Raw genomic sequence first — 21,942 nt, 5'->3', positions numbered from 1 at the left:
GCTACCTGATCGCGCTCTTGAGGCACACGTCCGGCCAGCCTTTGCGCGCAGGCATCCTCATTTGATCCAGGCCATGGCGTTCCTCGCTCGAAACGTTATTGTGGCGGCAGATCCGGCAAGGGTGTGCCATGCGCTTTTTAAAACTTTTGATATTTGTTCTGCTGATCGCGGGAGCTATCGCGGGCTCACTTTGGTGGTTCAAGAAACCGCCGGAAGTGCAGACCGTGATGCCGACGACCGGGCGGGCGGCGGAAGTGGTCTATGCCACCGCAGTCGTTGAACCCGTCCGATGGGCGAAGGTTACCAGCATCATCCGCGAGCGGATCGTCTCGCTGTGCGGCTGCGAGGGTGACCAGGTCCAGAAAGGCGACCAGCTGGCGGAGCTGGACAGCGGCGATGCCCGTGCGACGCTTGCCGAACTGGAAGCCCGCCAGGAGCTGGCACAATCCGACAAGGAACGTGCGCTGCAACTGCTGGAACGCCGTGTCGTCAGCCAGCAGGTTTACGACAAGGCCCAGAACGAACTGATCCGCATCAACGCCATCACCGCGGCCCAGAAGGAACGGCTGCGCGACTATGTCATCGTGGCCCCCATGGACGGCATGGTTCTGAGGGCGGACGGGTCGGTGGGGGAAGTCGCCGAACCCGGTGAAATTCTCTTCTGGATCGGTCAGCCTTCTCCCCTTCAACTGGTGGCGGAAGTCAACGAGGAGGATATTCCCAAGGTCGCCAAGGGTCACAAGGCCCTGATCCGTGCAGACGCCTTTCCAGGCAAGGAACTGACAGCGGAAGTTGCCAGCATCACTCCGAAAGGCGATCCGGTGCTGAAGAACTACCGGGTCTATCTCGATCTCCCGGAAGACACCCCGCTGCGCATCGGCATGACAGCCGAGATCAATATCGTCACCTCGGAGAAGGACGACGCGCTGCTTCTGCCGACCGCGGCCTTCGACGGCTCGAAATTGCTGACGCTGGATGGGGATAACAAAATCGTTCTGCTGGAGGTCGAAACCGGGATCAAGGGCACCCGCGCCACGGAAGTGCTGAAGGGGATCACGGGAGATAGCCGGGTCGTCTTTCCCTATAACCCGGATCTGGCAGAAGGACAGAAGGTCAGGCCGATTCCCGGAGACGGCAAATAATGCTTCTCCTGCGCATCGCATCCACCCACATTCGCAACCGCTTGCGCCAGACCATCGTCTCAACGCTTGGCGTCGCACTTGGTGTCGGATTTTCGGTGGCGATGGCGAGCCTCATGGAAGGGTCTCAGCGGGATTTTACCGCAACACTGATCGACGCCATCCCCCATGTGGAGATCCTGGACGAGCAACGCGCACCGGCGGAACAACCGGCCAGTGCAGTCTATGACGCTGTCACCTATCATGGTCTCAGGCCGAAGGAAGACCTTCGCGGCATCCGCAACCCGACCGAAGCGCTTGCCTCGTTACGCGACTGGGTGAACGGATCGATGGCGCAGCGCCTGAGCGGCCAGGCGGTGCTGCGCTATGCTGGACAGGACATCGGCATGACCCTGGTCGGTGTGGAACCAAAGCGCGAACTGACCGTCTCCATGATCGGCGAGGATATGCGCCAGGGCTCCTTCGAGGACCTGGATACGACGTCAAATGGCCTCGTTATCGGCGACAAGGCCGCGGAACGGCTGGGGGCGGACCTGGGCGATACCGTGACCCTGACATCCGCAAACGGTGTCGCCAAGCGCTTCAAGATCGTCGGTCTGTTCCACAGCGGCATCACCACCAGCGACGAAGGGCTTGCCTATGCGCCGCTGAAGGCCGTGCAGATCCTTCTGGAAAAACCGGACGTCATCAATTCGATCGCAATCCACCTCAATTCCATCGCCGAAGCCAACGCGGTTGCCGCACGGGCCGAGCGGCAGCTCGGCTACAAGGCGGTTTCCTGGGAAGAGGCCAACGAGGGGCTGATGGAAGCCTTCTTCGTACGCAACGTGATCATGTACACGGTTGTCGGGGCCATTCTGGTGGTAGCCGGCTTCGGCATCTTCAACATCGTCTCGACGATCGTGCACGAAAAGGCGCGTGATATCGCGATCCTGAAGTCGCTCGGATTTCCGGAAGTCGATATTCAGCAGATCTTCGTGCTTGAAGGGCTGGTGATCGGCATCCTGGGCGCTATTGCAGGTTCAGCGCTCGGCTTCGGACTGTCGAGCTATCTCGCGTCTGTCAAATTCGAATTCACCCAGGACGTGGAGATGACCCACCTGCCGATCTATTTTTCCGCCCTGCACTACATCATAGCCTGCCTGTTGGCGCTGTTTTCATCCGGGATCGCCGGCTACATTCCCGCCAGGAAAGCCGCCCGGCTCAATCCTGTCGACATTATCCGAGGGGCGACATGACCCCTTCCCCGGAAAAACAGACGGCTCCCGGCCACGTTCTGCTGGAAGCGAGCAACCTCACCCGCATCCTGCCGGCCATCGTGCCGGTGACACTGGTGCAGGACGTCAGCTTTCAGGTTGGCGAGGCGGAGTTCGTTGCCATTACCGGTCCGTCCGGTTCCGGGAAATCGTCGCTTCTATATCTGCTTGGCCTTCTCGACAGGCCGACCTCCGGCGAGGTCCGGATAGACGGCCTTCCCACTCATGCGCTGACGTCTGCCGAAATGGCGCATCTTCGCCTGGAAAAACTCGGCTTCGTCTTCCAGTTTCATTTCCTGCTGCCGGAGTTTACCGCACTGGAAAACGTGATGATACCGATGCAGCGGCTCGGCAAACGCAGCCCCAAGGCCCAACTCGACCATGCGACGGAGCTTCTGGCGGCGCTGGGTCTGGAAGAGTTTCTTCACCGCCGCCCGGAGCAATTGTCCGGCGGCCAGCGACAGCGCGTCGCTGTCGCCCGGGCACTTGCCAATTCACCGCAGTTGATCCTTGCTGATGAACCGACCGGCAGTCTCGACAGTGCATCGACGGAACAGGTGTTTGAAAGTCTTCAGGCCATTGTGAAGACCGAAAGGACCACCGTCGTCGCCGTTACCCATGATATCGATCTCGCCGACAGGATGGACCGGCGTATCCACCTGGTCGACGGCCGCATCGATTACGACCGGCACCACCAAAGGGAAGAAGCACCCGGCTTGGGCGCATAATTTGCGGCCTGAGTAGATGGCACCGGTTTCAGGCGACTTGAGGCTCATGCACCGGCTGGACTATCGCCAGCAGCATCAGGAGCGCAACAGGTATCGCAAGCGCCCAGAACCCCATAACGGTCATCAGGAAACTCGCCAGGAGGCCTCCGGCCGCGAAGGCCATCAGGACGAAGGCCTGGTGACGGATCCGGGAGCGGCTGTCGGGCCGCGTTTCGGGATGCGTGAAATAGTCGGCGATGCCGAGCACAAGCTTCAGCGTATTGCCGGTCATGATGGTCGTGGGAACATGCCTGTTGAGCAGGGTCAGCATGATGACGTTCTGCAACGACATGGCCACGGTGGAGAAGCCGACAGCCGTCAGAGTGACGGCGGACAACGGCCCTCCGGCGGAAGGATCTCCAAGACCGGCGACGAACATGAAGCCCGCCACCAGCAAAGCTTCGAGCGCGAACAGATGCCGGACGGCAATCCTGTTTTTGCGCACCAGCGCAGTGACCGAAACGAACCAGAAGAGAGTCGAACCGAAGAATACCGCGAGCACGAAAACCTTCAGGGCCGCGTTTTGCCCCTGGTGAAACACCTCCGTGCACAAGACGACAAGCGTTCCGGTAATGAATGCCGTGAAGGTGTGAAACAGGCCGAGAATACAGACCACATCGATGAAGCAGGCACAAAAGGCGAGCAGAATCGGCACCAACGGCCGACTGTGATGCAACATGGATCGGTCCAATTGTGGAGCTCCCGAGCTAGTCCTTTCAGGAAGATGTGCCATGCACTGGCGGACTTGCCAAGCCGGATTGGACATGGCATAAGCGCGCCATCATCAAGAGAAGGGCTGGCGCCCTCGCCAACCTGCCATTCCGGGCAAGGTGGTTTCCGCAACAGGGATGCGGCTGGTCAGACCCTCAACCGAGGCTTTCCGGCAACTAAGCGGTTAATTTGCATGCGCCAGTCCTCCTCGGGCAACCGATGGAGGATTTTTTGTCTCAGGACCCTTTTGCCGGACGTGCGGCAGATCTGATCGAGAACCATGTGGCGGCGAGCTCCAAGCTTGCCGGAACGGATATCTGGTGCCAGGCCGCTGAAGACTGCGTTCTGGCGCGGATCAAATCCCTGCGCATCCTGGGTGGCCTACCACGGCACAAGGCGCCGCTCAGCCAGACCGCCCGCACCGAGCGTTTGAAAACACTGCTTCAACTGTGGGCGAACGGCTGCACCTGCGCTGTCGATGAAGACCTCTTTGCCGATATTCTCAACCGGCACGGACCCGTCAGGCACTGACGGGGCGTGCCCCCGTGTGGTGCACAACGTCTGCACTCTGCCAATTTCTTTGATACAGGCGTGCTGCAGCAACTCGCCTCATCCTGAGGAAGGCCGAAGGCCTGTCTCGAAGGATGAGTTTTTTTGGGGAACCAAGCCGGATGAGATCGCGGCGCTCAGTCCCTCTTGGGGACCGGGCGCGGCTTGCCGCCGTCATCGACGGCCACCATGGTGAAGACCGCTTCGGTCACCTTTTCACGATGGCCGTAGCGATGGCGCAGGGCCCAGGATTCAAGCTTGATTTCCATCGACGAGTTGCCGACACGAAGGACTTCGGCATAAACGCACAGCACGTCGCCCACATGGACAGGCCGGATGAATTTCATCTTGTCGACCGCGATGGTCACGACACGTCCCTCGGCCCGTTGACCGGCTGCGATACCGCCTGCCAGGTCCATCTGCGACAACACCCAGCCCCCGAAAATATCTCCCGAGGCATTGGTGTCGGCAGGCATTGCCATGGTGCGCAATGTCAGATCGCCTGTCGGCTTTTCGTCGTACACGCCTGAGCCCCTCCGCTGATTCTCGCAAGAAGACTAGGTCATCACCTGCAAGAATAGAAGTGGTTGATCGGAGGGCCTCAGAAGGAACTGCGGATCAAGTCCAGCGTCAAAGGACAAACATCAGGATTGCCATGATCCACAACGGCATGGGGGCAGCGACCCAGATCAGCAGGATCGGCAGGCCGCGATGCAGAAGGTTGGAGGTATTCATTTCGGTTGCTTTCTAGCTGAAGGCCTGGATTTCAAGGACTGTCATCGCCGAAAGGGCGACGATGCCGGTGATGAAGGCCAGTTTCGCGCTGCCGATGAGTGTGCGGCCGGCGACATCCAGTTTCGGCAGCGGCATGCCGCGCGAATCCAGATACATGGACAGAAGCATCAGCGAAAAGACGGTGAACCAGACGAACACCAGCGCTTCCGCTATCAGGACAATCGTTACCAGCATGATCCGCTCCATTCAGAGGGTTGCGATGTCAGTTCAGCAGGCGGATTGGCTCCAGGGGTTCCGAAGGTGGCCAGCCACAGGCTCTGTGCGATGCGTTCGGCAATGGCCACAATCTCGTCTGCAAGGTCCGGTACGAACAATTCACGGATCACGGGCCGGAAGACACTGAGCCATTCGCCATAATCCGTGCTTACCAGCTCCTTCTGCTTCAGGTGAGCCGGCACGGGCTTGCCCTTGTAGGCGCCGTTCTTCATCAGGACGGATTGCCAGAAGGCTTCCATTTTCGGCATGTGCTCTTCCCAACGGCCAGCCAGACGGCGTTCGAAGATGCCTCCGAGCCGTGGATGCTGGCGAATGCAGCCATAGAAGGTATGCACCATCACATGGATCGCCTGTTCATCGACCTTCTCGTAGCGACGGAGCCGGTCGCCCTGGTCCGGCGTTTCGCGTCTCTTCAGCTTGTATCTGTTGGTACTGGAGTTAGGGGCTTCCATAGCCGCCTCCATAACATTCATTTAAGATGCATCTTTTAAATGGCACAACAACCCGCTAAAATCAACATATAAGATGAATGTTTAAAGAGACCCAGCCATGCGCCTCAGTCAGGCCAGCGATTTTGCCTTGAGAATTCTGATGGCGACCGGCCAATCCGACGACCCGCAGACCGTCGACAAGCTTTCGCGGCAGCTTGGCCTTGCCAAATCACATGTCATGAAAATCGTCGCTCATCTCGCCAAAGGTGGCTATCTGGAGACGACGCGCGGGCGTGGCGGCGGGATACGGCTGGCGAAAACACCGGACATGATCCGCCTGGGGGATGTGGTACGGCTGATCGAGCCGGACCTTGGCGTCGTCGCCTGCCTGAAGCCCGAGCCCACAGTCTGCGCCTTCCTGCCCCGGTGTGCGCTGAAAGGCGCAATGGCGCGAGCCTCGGAAGCCTTTCTGGAAAGCCTCAATACCGAAACGCTGGCATCCATTCTGGCCGGAACACAGATGGCATTGCCGGTCGAAACCAGCGCCTGAGGCAACCCCGGCTGCAACGAGGCAGACGGGGACCATCCGTTTCGATCCTGGTTTTCCTAGAGCGTCGAAGCCTTTTCCAGGAAGTCCATCTGCTCCAGGCAGTAGTAGCCGGAAATCCGGCTGATGGTGCCTGCCCTCTTCCAGTCGTTGAGGACGCGGCTGACGTTTTCGCGCGCGGCACCTGCCATGTTGGCGATATCTGCCTGGCTGAGCTTGTAGTGGATCAGCAACCGGCCATCGTCGAGCGGCTTGCCGAAGGTTTCCGCCAACTGCAGCAGGGTCTGGGCGACCCTTCCCGGCAAGGGCAGGAACGAGCGTGCCGCCAGCACATCATTGGCATGGCGCAGCCGCTTGCCGACGATCGACAGCATATGCCGGTAGACGGCCGGGTTCTCGTCGGCAAACCGCTGGAAGGCGGCCTTGTCGATGAAGGCTAGCTGGGCTTCCTTCAGGGAGATGACCGTTGCCGACCGCGGACGGCCATCAAGCAGGGCCAGTTCGCCGACAAGATCGCCAGGGCCGAGCACTGCAAGCAGCTGCTCGTCGCCTTCAACGGACAAAAGCGATACCTTGAGCGAGCCCTCCAGAACCGCGTAACAGCCGTTTCCGGGATCGCCATTTTCGAAGAGAATGGTGCCAGCCGATATTTTCATCGGCCTTGCAAGGCGCGACAGGCCGACAGCCAGTTCCGGGTCAAGCCCTTCAAGCGAAAAGCTATTTTTTAAAAAATCCTTGATTTCAGCCACACCTTACCCCTGCCAAAAGCGCTGCTGCCCGCGAAATTACAAGATCAAACGCCATCTTGTGATGCCCATCACGTGCATTCCAGCAAAATAACCCTATATCTAAGGACATGGAAGCGGGGCCGCCCCTCCCCTCTTCCGGACCTCCACGAAAAACGGCCCTGTACCCCGCAGGGCCGTTTTTTCGTTTCACCACTTCGTTAGGCTCACCAGCCGATCCGAATTCGCAAGTCGGAAACAAACCTCACAAAAGCCTGACTGCCAGCACCTTAAGCGAAAGTTCGGTGTCAGTTCAGAAAAACGTCCTTCTTCTCCAGCGTCTGAAAGAACCTCTGGCTGGAAAGAACCTCAAACTGGCATTCGCGTATCGCAATCTTCCGGCGCGGTTCGTCCCGCCGCAGGCGATCGTCCGAACGGCCGGGAATAGCAGCCACGAAACTGAGATCGCTCATGCCGTCAAAATGGTTATGCAAAAGAGCGTGCAGCGCTTCCTGATCCTCGGTCTCCGGCAAGGGATCCGCCTTGGGAAGCAGCTTCAGGCCGTGCGCCTTGGCAAGCCGTGCCAGGCGGACAGCCTTGAGACCTGATTGCACCGGCGAAATCAGCAGTGGCGGATCGGGATAATCGGCATGCTCGATCGCCTTCAGAACGATCCGCGCAAGGGACGTGCGCTCCAACAGACCTTCACGCACCGCCACGAAATCCGGCTGACGTTTCATCAACACGCTGTAGCGGGCAAGCTGAGCCTGAGCTTCCTCCTGCAGAATCTGGTCCGGCAGAAGCCGCAGCAAGGCACGGCGCTGCAGTTGTTCGCGCGTGAACATCCGGTCGCCATAGATCTCCTGCATGCGAGCGCTGACCGGCGAAACACGGTCACCACTGAAGGCCAAGGTCACCCCGAAGAGTGCCCGTTTGCCGACCTTCTCCGCGGTTTCCTGCAGCGGACGGAATTCGCGTGGCCACAGCTCGGTGGCAACCATGGCCCCGAGAGCGCTCAGGCGCCCCCGCTCCACAAGTTCACGCAATGCGCGATCGACCCCGAAGGCAAGGCCGTAGTCCAACGCTCCAAGTGTAATTCGCTTCATGAAATTCCGCAGGCGGACCGGACAATGTGAATATTAAGCCACATCCCTGCGTCATTCAGCCAAGCAAATCAAGTCGGATGTTGGGTGGAGCCGACATCTCCTGCCGGTTCAATTTGGGTCAACCGGCTCGAACACCGGGCCGATACGCCCCTCAACCTTGTAGACGACAAGCTTTTCCAGAGGCACATCTTTAACCTTGCGCGTCAGCTCGGCAACTTCCTCGACGTTGGCAAAGGACTGCCGCAGGTCGCCCTCCCGGTTCCGGCGCTTTTCAGCAACATAGAGCCCCGGCCTGTCGAACAGCGACATGTCAGGTGCAGGCTGCATGACATAGCGGATACGCTCGGTCAGTTGGAACACCGGCAGGTCGTCTTTCATCAGGAAATCGAGCTGGCCATTGAGGCCGTAGCTGGTCGTTGCCACGAAGCCGGCCCCCTCCCTTTCTGCCAGTTCCTTCACTTCCTGTCCGATCTCCGGCCAACCGCGTAACTGGAAGGTCGGGTCCTTGCGGGCAAAGGTACCCGTCAGCGGCCAGACTGCGTGCAATTGCACCACGACGGCAACTGCAAGGCCAAGGACGACACCGGCTTGCGCCAGACGCTGCCACAGGGCTGGGCTGGCAGGCCGGCTGGTGACAAAGACCGCAGCCATCATGGCAAAAGCGGGAAAAAGCGGTGCCGGCCAATTGGCCTGCACACGCGAATGCAAAGAGTGATACCCGAGATAGAGCAGGAACGGCAAAACGGTCAGGAGAAGGAGAGACGCCGCGTTTTCCCGCGCCCGAAGCCCTTTGAAAAGCCTGGTGGCACCAGCAATCGCCAAAACAGCGATCAGCGGGTTCATCAGCCCGACCAGTGCGCCCAGGAACTCAGGAATATATCTTGCCGTGTAACCGCCGGTGCCTGCCCGGCCGAACTGCTTGTAGAAGCTGACCCATTCGTGGACGTGGTTCCAGTAAAGCACCGGCGAAAAGCAGAGCAGCGCGATCAGTCCACCGGCCCAGAGTTGCCAGCATCGCCACCAGCGGCGGGCATCCGGCACCCAGATCAGCCACAGGACGATGCCCGCGCCCAGAAACAGGACCGAATATTTGGCAACCAGACCGCAACCGGCCATTAGCCCGACCACGAACCACCAGTTGGCGTTTCTGGACGTTGACAGTTCTGTCAACGCCCACAGGCTGAGGCCCCAGAACAGCACTGACGGTGCGTCGGGCGTTGCCAGAATGCCGCCGATGCCCACCAGCAGGCTGGCGTTGAGGAACAGGACGGACCAGGCCGCGGCAGTGCGTCCGAACAAAAGGGAGGCTGTGCGCCACAGCGCCAGGGAACCGATCACGCCTGAAGCGATGACAAGGGCGCGAACCGCGAAGACCGTGTCACCGAACAGTGCCTGACCGATGCCGATCCACCAGCCGATCATCGGCGGATGGTCGTAATAGCTGAGCGCCGGCGAAAGCCCCCAGAGGCGGTAATAGGCTTCGTCCTCGACAAAATGCGAGTGGCTGGCGGCAAAGATTTTCAACGCCGTCAACAGGCCGACAATCAGGATCAGGCCTGCGGGCCGCAGGTAGAAAGGCAAGGATCCGGTCTGAGCTTCAGCGGTCACAACGGGCCTTTACGACTTGCGCCAGGTCAGGGCGGAGCTGGCCGCGTAGTTCCAGACAGCCCCCATGATCGCCCCCGCCGTACCGGCGAACCACCAGTAGGATGGATCGGCGTAGATCAGGTTGGCGACACCGACGTTGGCCAGCACGCCGACCGAACAGACCGCGTAGAAAGTCAGGAGGCCGACCAGCGCCCTCATGCCGTTCAAGCGGCGGTCGCGATAGGTCAGCTGGTTGTTGAGAAAGAAGTTCGAAGTCATTGCGACGAAGGACGCCGCCGTCTGGGCGAGGTTGAATTCCATGTCGCTCAGCAGGAACACGCGCAGCGCCGCCAGATGGACGAAGAGGCCGCTTGCTCCCACGAGGCCGAACATCAGGAAACGGACCGAAACGATGTTGCCGAAATATTTCGCGAGCAGCAGTCCGAAATAGTCGAGCGTGACCAGCGTATCCAGCTTGCTTTCGCCGTGCTGGCGCTCGCGGAAGGTGAACGGCAGTTCCTTGATCTTCAAGGTACCACCCGCACTTGAGACCAGGTCGAGCAGGATCTTGAAACCCTGGGGCGAGAGTTTCGGTGCGAGAGCTTCGGCCTTGTCCCGGCGGATCATGAAGAACCCGCTCATCGGATCCTTGAGGGTGACGTTCAGCAGCTTCTGAGCGAGGCCGTTGGCGAGGTTGGAGCCCCAGGCGCGAAAGGACGACAGGCCTTCGCCAATGGTGCCGCCATCGACCTTGCGGCTTGCGACGACCAGGTCCGTCTCGTCTGCCTTCAGGGCGGCCAGCATCTTCGGCAGCATGGTCTCGTCGTGCTGCAGGTCCGCATCCATGATGGCGACAAATGGGGCGGAGGACGCCAGGATGCCCTCAATACAGGCCCCCGACAGGCCCCGGCGGCCAATACGGCGGATGACCCGGACGCGCGCATCGGTCCGGGCAATCTCGCGGGCAACCTCGGTGGTTCCATCGGGCGAATTGTCGTCGACGACGATCGCTTCCCAGGCAATCCCGGCGAGCTCCTCGTCCAGGAGGCCGATCAGGATTGGAATGTTCGCAGCTTCGTTGAAACTCGGCAGGATGACACTGAGTTCAGCGGCCTTCGGCCCTTTCAGAGCCTCGGCCCCAACTTCGCCGGCATTCCCGTCCGCCATGCGCACCGCACTGTCCATACTGAGCCCTGTCCGCCGGTCCCGTGCCTTCCTTGCAGCACCGGGACGGCCCTTTTCACCCGATCCGCGCGGACCATAGCCCGGCAGAGATTAAATACAAGAAAAGACAATGGATGCCCGCACTGCCCGGCCGATTTACCGGCCCATTGTGCTTCACCTGTCTTTCGCAGCTGCACTTCCACTGTTCCTGAAGCGCCCTTTTACCGCGAACTGTGATGCAAACAAGGCACGGACTGCAGAATTGCTTCCCTGTCGCTGGTCCCGCACGACATTCATTGGTTCGCGGCCAGAACCACCGGCTTTCTTCCAACTCCTATCGAACGAACTGGCAGGATGTTGCACCGCCTTGCCCTTGCGCCTTGTTTCGTCTACGACAGCCGCAATATCAGACAGCCGGATGCGAGAGGTTTCCTTGGGCGCGTCCGGCCGGGAACTCGCCAGGATTCAAGACCTTTATGGCCAAAAAACCGAACAAGCTGAAAGCCCGCCTGCCGCGCGGCTTCGTTGACCGCTCTGCCGAGGACATCCGCGCCACCGACGAGATGCTGGCGAAGATCCGCGCTGTCTATGAGCGTTACGGTTTCGATCCCGTCGAAACCCCTGCCTTTGAATATACCGATTGCCTCGGCAAGTTCCTGCCAGACACCGACCGGCCCAATGCCGGCGTCTTTTCCGTACAGGACGAAGACGAGCAGTGGATGAGCCTGCGCTACGACCTGACCGCACCGCTGGCCCGCCATGTTTCGGAAAACATCAACGAGATCCAGCTGCCCTATCGCACCTACCGTGCCGGCTGGGTGTTCCGGAACGAAAAGCCCGGGCCGGGCCGCTTCCGCCAGTTCATGCAGTTTGACGCCGACACCGTCGGCGCACCCGGTGTCCAGGCGGATGCCGAAATGTGCATGATGATGTCCGACACGATGGAAGCGCTCGGCATCGCGCGCGGGCAGTATGTGATCCGCGTCAACAACCGAAAGGTCCTGGACGGCGTGCTGGAAAGCATCGGCCTTGGCGGTGAAGAGCACGAAGAACGCCGGCTGACGGTGCTGAGAGCGATCGACAAGCTCGACAAGTTCGGGATTGAAGGCGTTCGTCTGCTGCTGGGCGACGGACGCAAGGACGAGAGCGGCGACTTCACCAAGGGTGCGGAACTAGACCCGGCTGCCATCGACAGCATCGTTGCCTTCGTCTCGGGAACGGGCACGCTTGAGAACGAAGGCATCACCGAGCTCAACACCATGGCGGAAATCTTCTCGGCCTGTGGTTATGGCGAAGACCGGATCAAGATCGACCCGTCCGTCGTCCGCGGTCTGGAATATTACACCGGTACGGTGTTCGAAGCCGAACTCCTGTTCGACGTGACCAACGAAAAGGGCGAAGTGGTCCAGTTCGGTTCTGTCGGCGGCGGCGGCCGTTATGACGGGCTGGTCAAACGCTTCACTGGCCGCGACGTGCCAGCGACCGGCTTTTCCATCGGCGTTTCGCGCCTTATGACGGCGCTGAAGAACCTCGGCAAACTCGGCACGTCCGACGTTGTCGCGCCGGTGCTGGTCACCGTGATGGACGGCGACGTTGCCGCGCTCGGACGCTACCAGAAGATGGTACAGGACCTGCGCGAGGCCGGTATCCGCGCAGAGATGTACCAGGGCAACTGGAAGAAGTTCGGCAACCAGCTGAAATATGCCGACCGGCGTAACTGCCCGATCGCCATCATCCAGGGTTCTGACGAGCGGGAAGCCGGTGAAATCCAGGTCAAGGACCTGATCGAGGGCAAGCGGCTTTCCGAAGAGATAACCGACAACATTACCTGGCGTGAAAGCCGTCCGGCGCAGGTCACCGTCAAGGAGACGGAACTCCTTGCGACCGTGCGCGGCATCCTGGACGGGCAGGCGGAAGACCGCCAGCGCCAGAACGAGGGCTGATCATGAGTGGGGCGGCACAGGTGACCGGACTGGCTCCGGAGAAGATCGAGAAGGTTCTTGGCCTCTTCAAGGCCGCGGGCCATGACGAGGTCAGCCCGCCGATCCTGCAACCGGCGGACGTCTTTCTGGATCTCACCGGCGAGGACATCCGACGTCGGCTCTATCTGACCAGCGGTACCGACGGGCTGGACCTGTGCCTGCGCCCCGACTTCACCATTCCGGTCTGCCGTCATCATCTGGCGCAGGACGCCGTCAAGCTTCCGGCCGCCTATTGCTACAACGGCCCGGTGTTCCGCCAGCGACCGGACGGCTTGGGCGAAATCCCGCAGCTCGGCGCGGAAAGCCTCGGCCGTACGGACACGGCCGAAGCGGATGCGGACCTGCTTGCGCTTTCCGTCAAGGCCCTGGAGGAATTCGGCCTGTCGGACATCGTCATCCGAATTGGCGACGAGACCCTGTTTGCCGCCGTGCTGGAAGGGCTTGACCTGCCGACCGTCTGGCGCCGCCGGCTACGTGATCTCTTTGGCGAGACCGACCGTCTGACCGCTGCGATCACCCGCATGGCCGGAGCCTCTTCCTCCGACGATGACAGCCGCGACGTCCGCCTCGGTTTCCTGTCTGCGCTGGAAGGGGCTGATCCGGAGGCTGCCCATGCGGTCGTCGAGGATCTTCTGTCGATTGCCGGAATTTCCGCCGTCGGCGGACGCACGCCCAGCGAAATCGCAGACAGGTTCCTGGAACAGGCCGCCCTTGCCAGCGGTGCCCGCGGCCATGACAAGGCGGCGGAAACACTTTCCGCCTATCTGGCCCTGAAGGCGGATGGCGCCAGCGCCGCCGGAATGCTGCGCGATTTCTCCCGCGATTTCGGCCTTGGCCTGGATACGCCCATCGCCGCCTTCGAACAGCGCCTTGCGGCCCTTGAAGCCAAGGGCATCGATCCCGCCCGGCTGACATTCTCAGCCGAGTTCGGTCGGCGTCTTGATTACTATTCCGGCTTTGTCTTCGAGATCCACGCAGTCAGTCCACCAGTAGAAGGACCGCTGGTCGGCGGCGGGCGCTACGACAAGCTGGTGACCCTTCTTGGGGCCGAAGACGACGTACCGGCCATCGGCTTTTCCATGTGGCTCGACCGGATTGCAGCGAGTGTTAGGTCATGAGCAAACTGATTATCGCCATTCCCTCCAAGGGCCGTCTGCAGGAAAACACGCACGAATTCTTCGGCCGCGCAGGACTGAAGGTGGTGCAGCCCGGCGGCGCGCGGAACTATCGCGGCGCCATCAAGGGTCTGCCGAACGTCGAGATCGCGTTCCTGTCGGCTTCCGAAATCGCACGGGAACTTTCCGACGGCACGGTCCATTTCGGGATTACGGGTCTGGATCTGGTGCATGAAAACATCGCCAACCCGGAAAGCACCGTTCACATCGTCACGCCGCTTGGCTTTGGTCCGGCGGACGTGGTGGTTGCCGTGCCAAAAGCCTGGATCGACGTTGAAACGATGGCGGATCTTTCCGATGTCGCTTCCGATTTCCGCAATCGCCATGGCCGCCGCCTGCGCGTTGCGACCAAATACGTCAATCTCACGCGCTCGTTCTTCGCCGGTCACGGCATTGCCGACTACCGCATCGTGGAAAGCGCGGGGGCGACTGAGGGCGCTCCGGCAGCCGGATCCGCGGAACTTATCGTGGACATCACCACGACCGGCTCGACGCTGCAGGCCAACAACCTGAAAATCCTTTCAGATGGTGTGATGCTGAAAAGCCAGGCCAATCTGGTAGCCTCCCTCAACGCCGACTGGTCCGCCACCGCCCTTGGCGCTGCCCGGGCGATCCTCGACCGCGTGGCCGCGGAAGAAGCAGCCCGCAACGTCAAGCTGGTCAAGGCCGTGGTTGCCGACCGCACACAGGCCCTTCGATCTGTCAGCAAGGTTGGCGCTCTTCAGCGTTTTTCCGAAGTCGACGACCTGCACCACGTCAGCGTCTTGTGCCCCAGGGATGCGGTTGCCGACTGTGCCCAACTGTTGATCGAAGAAGGCGCGGAAACGGTTACCGTCGAAACGCTCGACTATGTATTCTCCAAGGAAAACCGCCTGTTTTCGCCGCTGAAGGCGAAGGTGAACGGGTAAACACACAGCAGCGTTTCCGAGCCGCGTGACATGATTGCGGACGTTGTTTTTTCGGCTTCGCCGAATATCCCCTTCCCTAACCCTTCCCCACATGGGGGAAGGGAATCCAGCCGAGCGAGTTCATAGCTCTGCGTTTCCTACCGAGGTTGGCAGGGTGTGACCCCCACCCTCATATCGGTGAACGAACCAAAACGTTCGTGGATAGAGGTTGGAAATCATGCCTTGCACCTCGTCAAGACCGGAGCGCCTTCAGCGCCTTACAGGGCGCTTGAATGCCGTGCGTGCGGCTTCAACGCTTTCCCGGCAGCAGCAGCCTTCCAGGTGGTCGTTGACCATGCCCATGGATTGCATGAAGGCATAGACGGTGGTCGGGCCGACAAAGCTCCAGCCACGTTTCTTGAGATCCTTGGAGAGTTCGGTGCTTTCGGCCGTCTTGCCCAGGGTCTTTGCCGTGGCGAAGTCCAGCTTCTCAGGCCGGTTTTCCGGTTTCGGCTCGAATGACCAGAAGTATGCGGCAAGCGTGCCGAACTCCTGCCTCAGCTCCAGTGCCCGCCGGGCGTTGTTGATGGTGGATTCGATCTTGCGGCGGTGACGGACGATGCCGCTGTCCTGAAGACAGCGTTCGACATCCGCCTCGGTAAACTCTGCCACCCGTTCAAATTCGAAATTGGCGAAAGCTGCCCGGAAGGCGTCGCGCTTGCGCAGGATGGTCAGCCAGGACAGACCCGACTGAAATCCTTCCAGGCAGATTTTCTCAAAAAGACGCCTGTCCTCGTCAACCGGCCAGCCCCACTCCGTATCGTGATAGCGCTGGTAGTCCTCCAGACCGCCATGCCACCAGCAGCGGTTCCTGTCGTCCTCGCCCAGCAGCAGACCTGTTACCGGATCGCGTTCCGCTTTTGCCGTTTCCGCCGGTTTCTGCTCTGCCATACGCCACCTTGATATTCACTGTTTGTTCCCATCTTGGTACCCTCCCCGATACCTTGAAGCAACCCGAAATGCGAGCCCGGCTTCAAAAACAAAAAACCCGGCCAAGCCGGCCGGGTTTCGAATTTTAAAGGCTAGAGACCTTTCTCAGGCAAACAGAGCGTCGATATCGTCCTGGGTCGCCACATCGATGTCGCTTTCCAGCGCGGGACCATTGAGAAGGGCAGCGTCGCCCTCCTTCAGTTCGCGCTGTTCGACTTCGATATCCTTGAAGGTTTCGATGCCACCCCAGATATCCATCATCTGCATGATGCGGTCTTCGACGAACCGCAGCGTCGAGACCACCTTGGTGATGCGCTGGCCGGTCAGATCCTGGAAGTTACAGGCTTCGAAGATCTGGATGACCTTGTCCTGGATGTCGTTTGCAAGTTCGGCGTCTTCCTTGCCAAGTCGCGCGGACAGCGTGTTGGCGGTCTCGTCGATGAACTCGGCAGACGCCAGGATCGTTTCGGTCGCCCCTTCCGTTCCGATCACCACGGCGTCAAGCTCGTTGGTGACCCGGGTCATCTCCTCGCCCTTGGAACCAGTGGTGTGATGCAGCGTCGCGATCTCGCGCTTTGTCTGGGCGATTGCCTCGTAGATGGCGTCGAGTTCAACCTTCAGCTTGGCGGCCTCGGACAGTTCCTTGCGGAATTCGGCCATGAACTTTGCGCTCATGGCTTCCGGATCAAGCGGTGCCTGTTGGTCCGGTCCGCTTTTCAGCATGGATTTGAGGCTGGCGATCTCTGCCAGGACTTCCTGGTGACGACGTTCTTCGGCATAGGCGGGGTTCTCGTTTGCCCCGGAATTCATGCGTATCAAGCTTTCCGCTCGAAAGGATCTTTTCACCGCGGCCATGCCTACTCCCGTTCCCCGCCCCTGCAGGCTTTCTTAAATCGCAATACCGACCCTTATAGCGCGGGAAGTTTAAAGAATTGTTTTTTCAATGCTTGGCGCGCCTTACGGCATAATTTGGTGTTTGGTAACGGTTTCTTGGCTTTCCTCGCGGCGGCGCTTTGGTTATCCTCGCGCAGATTGACAACGAACTGCTGCGCGCATGATCAGGCATGACCCTCAGGCCAATGTGGCTGCAAACGGTGCTTTGACCTAGATGAATTTCCTGCGCATCCTTTTGACCTGCCTGCTCTTTCTTACGGCCCCCGTCACGCTGAGTTCCCCTTCGGCAGCAAACGATTCCTTTTCAACGGAAGAGCTGCTGGAAGGGTTCGAGAAGACCGTATTCGGGCTCGAGTACCGCAGCTGGAGCTGGCGTCCCTATCTGGTCAAGAAGTTCACCACCCCGGTCCTGTTCTACGTCCATAACCTGTCCGCCCGCGACAGGACACAGACGGTCCATCGCTTCATAAAGGAAATCGACAACCGCATTGGCGGATTGACGACCGGCGTTACGAACGATCCGGCCAAGGCGAATTTCGAGATCTATGTGGTCGACCGGGCTCAGTACGAACCGGTGGTGAAGAAGGACATCTACAAGAACGAACATGCCCGGGTTCCAGGCAGATGCCTTGTTCGTGTCGTTTCCGGCCGCAAGGGCATCAAGCGCTCGGCGGCAGTCATCGTTTCCGACGAAGGCGAATTTCTTTTCAAGCGTTGTCTTGTCGAGGAACTTCTGCAGGGGCTGGGGCCGATGAACGACGACGAGCAGCTCACCCATTCGGTGTTTAACGATTCCTCGCGCCACAGCCGCTTTACGGTGTTCGACCAGATCATTTTGAACATGCTTTACGATCCGCGTATCAAACCGGGCATGTCGATGCAGCAGACCCGGCCGATCCTGCCGCTGGTGGCGCGCGATGCCAGAAGGCGCGTGCGTTAACCAAGGAATCGCGGAAAGCTTTGTCTTTTCAAACCACCTTCAAAGGTTAATCCGGCGACGACCGAAGCGCCTAGGATTTCATTAAGCCTGTTCCTCAACCAACAACTAACCATAAGAAAAGATTACCTGATTTCCGTGCGCCGGATTCATCTTTGCAACAGCCTGAGCTGCTTATCATCCTTGCCAATCCGTTAACCGGCGGCTGTAAAAGGCCGCTGAACGTGGTCGATGACAAGTTGATGAGTACTGCCATGTTCCTGCTGCAAAATATGTTTCCCAAGGCTCTCGCGTTTGCCGGTGTCCTGGTTCTTTCCACCGGCCTTTCCGGCACTCCGGCAACCGCGGGCCAGGTCTCGCCACCGCCGCTCGTGCTCAGCCCGAACCTGACAGAGCCCTGGATGCTGCAACTGCAGCCTCAGGTCCAGCGGCGTTCGACGGCGCAGCGCTACCAGTTCAAGCAGCAACGTGTGCAACGGCCACGTGTCCAGCAGCAACAGCCGCAGGTGCGCCGCGCCAACTGGTGGTCTCCCCGCCAGCAGCCGGTCCGTCAGCAGCCGCAACGCCAGGCACGAGCCCCGCAGTCGCGGCAGATTGCACCGCAGTTCCTGCCGACCATCGTGAACTATGACGGCCCGCACAAGGCCGGTACGATCGTGATCGATACCAACGAACGCTTCCTCTATCTGGTTCAGAGCGACGGCACCGCGCGGCGCTATGGTGTCGGCGTCGGCAAGCCCGGTTTCGAATGGGCGGGCACCCACAAGGTCACCCGCAAGGCGGAGTGGCCGGACTGGCGCCCGCCAGCGGAAATGCGCAAGCGTCGTCCCGACCTGCCGACCTTCATGGCCGGCGGACCGGACAACCCGCTCGGCGCACGTGCCATGTATCTCGGGTCCACCCTTTACCGCATCCACGGCTCCAACCAGCCCTGGACCATCGGCCACGCGGTCTCCTCCGGCTGCATCCGCATGCGCAACGAAGACGTCATGGATCTCTACGAACGGGTCAAGGTCGGCACCACGGTGCACGTGATCTGACGAAGTTTTCCGCTTTCCGGCAAACGGAACACAGACGCGCGGCTCTGCCGCGCGTTTTTGTTGCCGGCACCTGCTTTTCTTTGCAGTCTGACGTCACGACAGGTCGAATCGCCGGCCTAGAGCAGTCTCCTTAAAGCCTCTTTCAGGACCGCGGCATGAAAGCCCCCCACATCTCCTTTTCGGTTCGATCGGATGCCGCCTATTTTCTCAAGGCGACGCTGGTCGGCATTCTGGTTGGCGGTCTGGCAACCGGATTTCACACCGGACTCGATTTCCTATTCTCCCGTTATGCGGCACTGCGGCTGGCTCTTGGCCCGGGATACATGCCTTATGTCGTATCCATGGCCATTTCGGCAGCCTGCGTCACGGGAGCCTTTCTGCTCATCAGGCGGGTTGCCCCGGAAGCGGCAGGAAGCGGGATCCAGGAAATCGAAGGGGCCATGGAAGACAAGCGGCCGCTGCATTGGCCGCGCGTCCTGTTCGCCAAGTTTTTCGGCGGTCTGCTGGCGCTTGGGTCTGGGCTTGTGCTCGGCCGGGAAGGCCCCACCATCCACATGGGTGCGATGACCGCCGAGGCCCTGTCGCGGTCGCAGGACCTTTCGCCCGATGATCACAAGGGTCTGCTGGCGGCCGGCGCAGCCGCGGGACTGGCCGCCGCTTTCAATGCCCCCCTGGCCGCGATCCTGTTCATTGTCGAGGAAACCCGCCGACAGTTTCCCTTCGGCTATCGCACCTACATGGCCGTCATCATCGCATCGATCCTGAGTGCGGCCATCACCGAACAGCTGACCCATATCGGCCCGCCCCTGCAGGTGGATGTCGGCTATGTTCCGGTCTGGAGCTTCGCGCTGCTGGCGGTTCTGGGGGTTTTCCTCGGCGCGCTTGGCGTGTTCTTCAACCGGGCGCTGATCACGGTCATGGATCTCTTCCTGAAGATCCCCTCCGGCTTGCGCTGGGTCCCGGCGCTTGTCATCGGTGCGGTAACAGGCCTGTTGCTCAACGCGCTTCCCGCGGCGACCGGCGGCGGCGAAGAACTGGTCCACAACCTCATTCTGTCGAACTATGGCGTGATCACGTTGCTGGTGCTGACGCTCCTGCGTTTCGGCGGGGTGCTGTTTTCCTACGCGTCCGGTGTTCCCGGCGGCATCTTTGCGCCGATGCTGTCCATCGCGACCTGTGCCGGCCTCGCCTTCGGTGTCGCGTCGGCCGAATTCCTGCCGGTGGAAGACGATTTCCGCAGCGCCTGTGCCGTTGCCGCCATGGGCGGCTTCTTCGCAGCCTCTGTGCGCGCACCACTTGTCGGTGTTGTGCTGGTCATGGAACTGACCGGCGCCTATTCGCTGATCATGCCGGTATTGATCACCTGTACGACAGCATCACTGACGGCACATCACATGGGTGGTCGACCCATCTACGAGGAATTGCTGGAACGCACGCTACGGCTGGCCGGACAGCCTGTGGACTGCCCTCCGGACGGAGACAAGACACCGGTTCAGCTGGGCACACGGGAGAGCTGACGGGCTGCAAACAAGCCCGCGAGCCAAGTTGTCACGTTGTCCGGCTATTCCGCAGCCTGGCGCTGCTGAAGTACCGGCGTCAAGCTGTCGGGCTGAGGGCCGCCATAGACCCAGTCGAGCAGTTCCGCCGTGTGCAGGATCGGAATTTCCGTGCCAAGACCGATTTGCGTCATGCAACCGATGTTGCCGGTTGCGATCACGTCCGGCCGGGTCTTTTCGATATTGGCAACCTTGCGGTCTCGCAGGCGGCGCGCGATCTCCGGCTGGAGAATGTTGTAGGTGCCGGCAGAGCCGCAGCAAAGGTGGCCTTCGGGAACGTCCTTGACGGCAAAGCCTGCAGCCTTCAGGAGATCCTTCGGCTGCCGGGTGATCTTCTGGCCGTGCTGCATGGAACAGGCGGAGTGATAGGCAACCGTCAGGCCGGGCTTCATCAGCGGCTCACCCAGATCGACACCGGTCAGGAACTCGGTCACGTCCTTCGCAAGGGCTGACACCCGCGCCGCCTTTTCGGCATAGGCCGGATCGTCCTTCAGCATGAAGCCGTAGTCCTTGATTGTGGTGCCGCAACCGGATGCCGTGATCAGGACGGCATCCAGCCCTTCGCCCTCGGCTTCCTTCATCCAGACATCGACGTTGCGACGGGCGTTTTCCAGCGACGCTTCTTCCTTGCCCATGTGATGAACAAGCGCGCCGCAGCAGACTTCCCCCTTCGGCATCACGATCTCGTACCCGGCCCTGCGCAAGAGCCGGATGGTCGCATCGTTGATGCCGGGGTTGAGCACAGGCTGGGCGCAGCCGCTGAGGAGTGCAACACGCCCCTTGCGTTTGGGGCTTTCGGCCGCAAAGACCCCCGGTCCTTCCAGCTGGCCGCGGCCCGGCGCCTTTGCCGGGGCCAGTTCCAGCATGGCGCCCATCCGGGCAAGCGGGCCGCCCATCATCTTCAGCAGCCCGGCGAAGGGTCGGCCGAAATAGGCGCCGATCAGCGCCAGCCGGAACCGTTTCGGATAGGGCAAGACAAACGCAAGGACCGAGCGCATCAGGCGGTCGGCAAACGGTCGCTTGTAGGTCTTCTCGATGTGGATGCGTGCGTGATCGACCAGATGCATGTAGTGCACGCCGGACGGACAGGTGGTCATGCAGGCAAGGCAGGACAGGCATCTGTCGATATGCTTGACGATGGTTTTGTCTGCTGGACGGTCGTTTTCCAGCATGTCCTTGATCAGGTAAATCCGGCCTCGAGGGCTGTCGAGCTCATCTCCAAGCAGTGTGAAGGTCGGACACGTGGCCGTACAGAAACCGCAGTGCACGCATTTGCGCAGGATCTTCTCCGACGCTGCAACGTGACTGTCCTTGAGCTGCTCTGCGGTGAAATTTGTCTGCATTGCTCCCCGTATCCTTCAATGACCCGTCGTTGCGGGTTTCTCCTTCCGAGCGAGGCGGATCGTACGGTCAGAAGGAAAGCGGCACAAGGCACCTTTGTGGCACAACGGTTTTGCCGGCACGGACTTTCTGCCTCACCACCTCCTC

The 21,942-nt window shown here is 60.4% G+C and carries 22 protein-coding genes and 1 riboswitch; of the genes, 11 read left to right on the top strand and 11 right to left on the bottom strand.

Annotated elements, in window-relative coordinates; translation table 11 throughout:
• Positions 1-128 precede the first annotated feature (128 nt).
• The 3 genes from J7447_RS19710 to J7447_RS19700 are packed head-to-tail and all read left to right on the top strand — an operon-like array spanning position 129 to position 3,123.
• Positions 129-1,142 carry an efflux RND transporter periplasmic adaptor subunit gene (locus J7447_RS19710; protein WP_209170631.1) on the top strand — a complete coding sequence of 338 codons (1,014 nt, stop codon included), beginning with the start codon at positions 129-131 and terminating at the stop codon, positions 1,140-1,142.
• Positions 1,139-2,377, top strand: a complete 1,239-nt coding sequence (locus tag J7447_RS19705) for an ABC transporter permease (protein WP_209170686.1) — start codon at positions 1,139-1,141, stop codon at positions 2,375-2,377. The genes J7447_RS19710 and J7447_RS19705 overlap by 4 nt, the downstream gene beginning before the upstream one ends.
• Positions 2,374-3,123, top strand: coding sequence for an ABC transporter ATP-binding protein (locus J7447_RS19700; protein WP_209170630.1), 750 nt, complete (start codon positions 2,374-2,376; stop codon positions 3,121-3,123). The genes J7447_RS19705 and J7447_RS19700 overlap by 4 nt, the downstream gene beginning before the upstream one ends.
• A gap of 28 nt (positions 3,124-3,151) precedes the next feature.
• Here J7447_RS19700 and J7447_RS19695 read toward each other — a convergent pair whose 3' ends face one another.
• Positions 3,152-3,841, bottom strand: a complete 690-nt coding sequence (locus J7447_RS19695) for a YoaK family protein (RefSeq protein ID WP_158514212.1) — start codon at positions 3,839-3,841, stop codon at positions 3,152-3,154.
• Positions 3,842-3,938: 97 nt separating this feature from the next.
• Positions 3,939-4,063: riboswitch (SAM-I-IV-variant riboswitch) on the top strand.
• 41 nt (positions 4,064-4,104) lie between these two features.
• Between J7447_RS19695 and J7447_RS19690 the strand changes: the two genes are divergently transcribed.
• A complete protein-coding gene (locus tag J7447_RS19690) occupies positions 4,105-4,404 on the top strand; it encodes a hypothetical protein (protein ID WP_139314296.1) in 300 nt (99 codons plus the stop codon).
• Between the two features lie 155 nt (positions 4,405-4,559).
• Here J7447_RS19690 and J7447_RS19685 read toward each other — a convergent pair whose 3' ends face one another.
• The 3 genes from J7447_RS19685 to J7447_RS19675 form a co-directional block, all read right to left on the bottom strand.
• A complete protein-coding gene (locus J7447_RS19685; protein WP_051990218.1) occupies positions 4,560-4,904 on the bottom strand; it encodes an acyl-CoA thioesterase in 345 nt (114 codons plus the stop codon).
• A 265-nt stretch (positions 4,905-5,169) separates the two neighbouring features.
• Positions 5,170-5,391: a hypothetical protein gene (locus J7447_RS19680; protein ID WP_209170629.1), complete on the bottom strand. Its 222-nt coding sequence runs from the start codon at positions 5,389-5,391 to the stop codon at positions 5,170-5,172.
• Positions 5,382-5,885 (bottom strand): group III truncated hemoglobin, encoded by a 504-nt coding sequence (locus J7447_RS19675; RefSeq protein ID WP_209170628.1) that lies wholly within the window; start codon positions 5,883-5,885, stop codon positions 5,382-5,384. The genes J7447_RS19680 and J7447_RS19675 overlap by 10 nt, the downstream gene beginning before the upstream one ends.
• A gap of 97 nt (positions 5,886-5,982) precedes the next feature.
• On the opposite strand from J7447_RS19675, the gene J7447_RS19670 reads away from it, so the two are divergent.
• Positions 5,983-6,414, top strand: a complete 432-nt coding sequence (locus J7447_RS19670; protein ID WP_075284384.1) for an Rrf2 family transcriptional regulator — start codon at positions 5,983-5,985, stop codon at positions 6,412-6,414.
• Positions 6,415-6,470: 56 nt separating this feature from the next.
• On the opposite strand, the gene J7447_RS19665 is transcribed toward J7447_RS19670, so the two are convergent.
• The 4 genes from J7447_RS19665 to J7447_RS19650 form a co-directional block, all read right to left on the bottom strand.
• The gene (locus J7447_RS19665) at positions 6,471-7,160 is read right to left on the bottom strand and encodes a Crp/Fnr family transcriptional regulator (protein WP_023002086.1); all 690 of its coding nucleotides are present in this window, start codon (positions 7,158-7,160) and stop codon (positions 6,471-6,473) included.
• A 284-nt stretch (positions 7,161-7,444) separates the two neighbouring features.
• On the bottom strand, positions 7,445-8,242 hold the full coding sequence (locus J7447_RS19660) for a ChbG/HpnK family deacetylase (protein WP_209170627.1): 798 nt from the start codon (positions 8,240-8,242) through the stop codon (positions 7,445-7,447).
• A gap of 108 nt (positions 8,243-8,350) precedes the next feature.
• Complete coding sequence (locus J7447_RS19655) at positions 8,351-9,850, bottom strand: glycosyltransferase family 39 protein (protein WP_209170626.1); 1,500 nt, start codon at positions 9,848-9,850, stop codon at positions 8,351-8,353.
• Between the two features lie 9 nt (positions 9,851-9,859).
• On the bottom strand, positions 9,860-10,996 hold the full coding sequence (locus J7447_RS19650; RefSeq protein WP_209170685.1) for a glycosyltransferase family 2 protein: 1,137 nt from the start codon (positions 10,994-10,996) through the stop codon (positions 9,860-9,862).
• A 473-nt stretch (positions 10,997-11,469) separates the two neighbouring features.
• Between J7447_RS19650 and hisS the strand changes: the two genes are divergently transcribed.
• The 3 genes from hisS to hisG are packed head-to-tail and all read left to right on the top strand — an operon-like array spanning position 11,470 to position 15,058.
• The gene (gene hisS, locus J7447_RS19645) at positions 11,470-12,936 is read left to right on the top strand and encodes a histidine--tRNA ligase (protein WP_152508370.1); all 1,467 of its coding nucleotides are present in this window, start codon (positions 11,470-11,472) and stop codon (positions 12,934-12,936) included.
• Positions 12,937-12,938: 2 nt separating this feature from the next.
• Positions 12,939-14,093 carry an ATP phosphoribosyltransferase regulatory subunit gene (locus J7447_RS19640; protein ID WP_209170625.1) on the top strand — a complete coding sequence of 385 codons (1,155 nt, stop codon included), beginning with the start codon at positions 12,939-12,941 and terminating at the stop codon, positions 14,091-14,093.
• Positions 14,090-15,058: an ATP phosphoribosyltransferase gene (gene hisG, locus J7447_RS19635; protein WP_055657728.1), complete on the top strand. Its 969-nt coding sequence runs from the start codon at positions 14,090-14,092 to the stop codon at positions 15,056-15,058. The genes J7447_RS19640 and hisG overlap by 4 nt, the downstream gene beginning before the upstream one ends.
• A gap of 249 nt (positions 15,059-15,307) precedes the next feature.
• Here the strand turns inward: hisG and J7447_RS19630 are convergent, their stop codons facing one another.
• Together J7447_RS19630 and J7447_RS19625 are read right to left on the bottom strand one after the other, a co-directional pair.
• Positions 15,308-15,988, bottom strand: coding sequence for a DNA-3-methyladenine glycosylase I (locus tag J7447_RS19630; RefSeq protein ID WP_023002093.1), 681 nt, complete (start codon positions 15,986-15,988; stop codon positions 15,308-15,310).
• 144 nt (positions 15,989-16,132) lie between these two features.
• The gene (locus J7447_RS19625; protein ID WP_208993393.1) at positions 16,133-16,837 is read right to left on the bottom strand and encodes a protein phosphatase CheZ; all 705 of its coding nucleotides are present in this window, start codon (positions 16,835-16,837) and stop codon (positions 16,133-16,135) included.
• A 298-nt stretch (positions 16,838-17,135) separates the two neighbouring features.
• Here J7447_RS19625 and J7447_RS19620 point away from each other — a divergent pair, with 298 nt between their 5' ends.
• The 3 genes from J7447_RS19620 to clcA all read left to right on the top strand — a co-directional run bounded on the left by J7447_RS19620 (position 17,136) and on the right by clcA (position 20,415).
• Positions 17,136-17,861 carry a DUF2927 domain-containing protein gene (locus J7447_RS19620; protein WP_023002095.1) on the top strand — a complete coding sequence of 242 codons (726 nt, stop codon included), beginning with the start codon at positions 17,136-17,138 and terminating at the stop codon, positions 17,859-17,861.
• 239 nt (positions 17,862-18,100) lie between these two features.
• Complete coding sequence (locus J7447_RS19615) at positions 18,101-18,898, top strand: L,D-transpeptidase (protein ID WP_286189341.1); 798 nt, start codon at positions 18,101-18,103, stop codon at positions 18,896-18,898.
• A gap of 155 nt (positions 18,899-19,053) precedes the next feature.
• The gene (gene clcA, locus J7447_RS19610; RefSeq protein WP_209170624.1) at positions 19,054-20,415 is read left to right on the top strand and encodes a H(+)/Cl(-) exchange transporter ClcA; all 1,362 of its coding nucleotides are present in this window, start codon (positions 19,054-19,056) and stop codon (positions 20,413-20,415) included.
• Between the two features lie 44 nt (positions 20,416-20,459).
• Here the strand turns inward: clcA and glcF are convergent, their stop codons facing one another.
• Positions 20,460-21,797, bottom strand: coding sequence for a glycolate oxidase subunit GlcF (gene glcF / locus J7447_RS19605; RefSeq protein ID WP_168691324.1), 1,338 nt, complete (start codon positions 21,795-21,797; stop codon positions 20,460-20,462).
• Between the last annotated feature and the right edge of the window lie 145 nt (positions 21,798-21,942).

The sequence above is a fragment of the Labrenzia sp. R5_0 genome (assembly GCF_017743835.1).
Lineage (GTDB): Bacteria > Pseudomonadota > Alphaproteobacteria > Rhizobiales > Stappiaceae > Roseibium > Roseibium algicola.
This window is presented reverse-complemented; position numbering and strand designations above follow the sequence as displayed.